A 2,712-nucleotide genomic window follows, 5' to 3' on the forward strand; every position below is an offset into this window, starting at 1 on the left:
TCTGCCGCATGAACGGTGCCGCCGCCGGGCTGGGCGCCACCATCGCGCTGCTCTGCGATATCATCGTGGCCGACGAAAATGCGGTGATCGGCGATCCGCACGTAAAGGTCGGCCTGGTCGCCGGCGATGGCGGCGCGGTGATCTGGCCGCAGCTGATCGGCTATGCCCGCGCCAAGGAATTTCTGATGACCGGCGACCTCATCAAGGCGCCACGCGCCGAAGCCATGGGCCTGATCAACTATGCCGTGCCCACCGATCAGCTGGATGCGAAAGTGACCGAACTGGTGGGCAAGCTGATGAACAATCCCAAATATGCGGTGCGCTGGTCCAAGGTGGTGGCCAATCAGCCGCTGCGGGTGCTGGCGCAGCAGTTGATGGATGCCTCCATCCCCTATGAAACGCTGTCCAACCTGGCGGCAGACCGGGCCGAAGCCGTGCGCGCCTTCCGCGAACGCCGGCCGCCGATCCTGACGGGTGAATGACCATGGCCCCGCCGTTGCCCCCCGTTACCTTCACTGATGAGCCTGAACATCTCGGGCAATTGCGTGACACGCTCCGCCGCTTCGTCGCCAAACACGCGCCGCGCGAAGCCCGCATCCAGTGGGATCGCGATCACCGCTGGCCGCGGGACGTTTATGCCGAACTGAACAAGCTGGGCCTGACCGCGCTCACCGTGCAGCAAGAATATGGCGGCGCCGGGCAGGATCTGGTGGCGGCCATCGCAGTGATCGAGGAACTGGCGCAGGTCGGCCCGTGCCTTGCCGGACCCTTTATCCACACGGCCTTTTATGGCGGTATGAACCTCTCCGAAAACGGCAGCGCCGAACAGAAGGCTGAATTTCTGCCCCGGCTGGCGAAGGGCGAGCTGTTCTTTGCCTATGGCCTGTCCGAACCCGATGTCGGCGGCGATCTGGCCAGTGTCACCACCCGCGCCCGCCTTGAAGGCGACGATGTGATCATCGACGGCGCCAAGCGCTGGTGCACGGGGGCGGACTGGAGCGATTATATCTACACGCTGGTGCGCTCCGGCCCCGCCGAAGACCGCTATCGCAACCTGAGTTTCGTGCTGATCCCCACCAATGCGCCCGGCGTGCGCATGCAGGATATTCACCACGCCAACCTGCGCTACACCGCCAGCCAGGATGTGTATTTCGACAGCGTTCGGGTGCCGGCGGCCAATATCGTCGGCGGGCCGGCGATGTGGAACCAGGGCTGGAAATTGCTTGCCGGCCGGGCGCTCGATGTCGAGAAACTGGAAATCACCGCCGTCGCCTTCGGCATCGCTCGTGCCGCGCTGGATGAAGCGTGGGATTATGCCCAGCAACGCGTGCAGTTCGGCAAACCCATCAGCCAGCACCAGGCCGTGCGCCACAAATTGGTGGTGGCGCGCACCAAACTGCAGGCGGCGCGGCACATGCTCTATCACGCGGCGTGGCTGGCACAGGAAGGACGGCCGTGCAGTGCCGAAACCAGCATGGCCAAATTGTTCGTCGCTGATGTCGGCGTCGAAATCGCGCTCGCCTGCCAGCAGGTGATCGGTTCCTATGCGCTGTCGGACGCGTTCGACATGGAACGCCACGTGCGCGATCTGCTCGGCATGCCGATCGTGGGCGGATCGTCCGACATGCAGAAGAACAATCTCGCCAGCCTGTGGAAACTGTGATGATCGCTGAAGCCCTGCTGGAAACGGTCGCCGCCCGCGCCGCCGATACCGAACGTCAGCGCCGGCTGCCCGCCGATCTGGCGGCGGAACTGGCGCAGGCTGGCTTGTTCCGGCAACTGGTGCCCAAATCGCTGGGCGGGGCGGAGGTCGATGTCGCCACCCTGTTCGCCAACCTTGAACAACTTGGCCGTGCCGATGCTGCCACCGGCTGGTGCGTGATGATCGGCGGCACCACGGCGCTGATTTCGGCGTGGCTGCCCAAAGATCACGCCCGCGAAATCTGGGCCGAACCGAATGTCATCACCGGCGGCGTGTTCGCGCCGATGGGCCGCGCGCAGCTGGACGGCGATGATTATGTCGTCTCTGGCCGCTGGGCCTGGGGTTCGGGCAGCGCCAATTGCAGTTGGCTGCTCGGCGGCGCGCTCATCATGGACGGGGCCGAGATGCGCCGTCTGCCCAGCGGCGCGCCCGATCACCGCATGATGGTGATGCGCCGCGAACAGGTTGAACTGATCGACACCTGGGATGCGCTGGGCATGCGCGGCACCGGTTCGGGCGATCTGGCAGCGAAAGATGTGCGCGTGCCGCAGGGCCGCAGCGTGTCGTTCATCACCGATACGCCGCGCGAAACCGGGCCCTTGTATCGCTTCGCCCCGTTCGGGCTGCTGGCGCTGGGCATCGCGGCGGTGGCCAGCGGCAATGCACTGGGCGCGCTCGGTGATCTGAAGGCATTGGCCACTGCCAAGAAGGCGCAGGGCAGCAGCCGCAGCCTCGCCGAACGCGGCGTGGTGCAGGCGGATTATGCCGTGGCCCACGCCGATCTCGATGCCGCCCGTGCGCTCGTCCACGCCGAAATCACCACTGCCTGGGATCGCGTCGTCGCCGGCGACACGCTCGATCTGCCCGCTCGCGCCCGGCTGCGGCTGGCGGCAACGCGGCTCACGCAAGTGGCGGCGCGGGTGGCGGCCAAGATGCACGAACTGGCCGGCGGCAGCTCCGTCTATGCCAGCCACCCGCTCAATCGCCGTTTCCGCGACGCGCACGTGGCG

General features: G+C 66.1%; 3 protein-coding genes. All 3 read left to right on the top strand.

The annotated features are described in order from the left end of the window. A partial coding sequence (locus tag RMO81_RS14740) for an enoyl-CoA hydratase-related protein (RefSeq protein ID WP_310476668.1) occupies positions 1 to 482 on the top strand: 482 nt, incomplete at its 5' end. Continuing rightward, the gene (locus RMO81_RS14745; RefSeq protein ID WP_310476669.1) at positions 479 to 1,663 is read left to right on the top strand and encodes an acyl-CoA dehydrogenase family protein; all 1,185 of its coding nucleotides are present in this window, start codon (positions 479 to 481) and stop codon (positions 1,661 to 1,663) included. The genes RMO81_RS14740 and RMO81_RS14745, both read left to right, overlap by 4 nt. Beyond that, positions 1,663 to 2,712, top strand: a 1,050-nt coding sequence (locus tag RMO81_RS14750; protein WP_310476670.1) for an acyl-CoA dehydrogenase family protein, incomplete at its 3' end; no start/stop codon positions are given. The genes RMO81_RS14745 and RMO81_RS14750, both read left to right, overlap by 1 nt.

The sequence above is a fragment of the Sandarakinorhabdus sp. genome, from assembly GCF_031422795.1.
Classification (GTDB): Bacteria; Pseudomonadota; Alphaproteobacteria; order Sphingomonadales; family Sphingomonadaceae; genus Sandarakinorhabdus.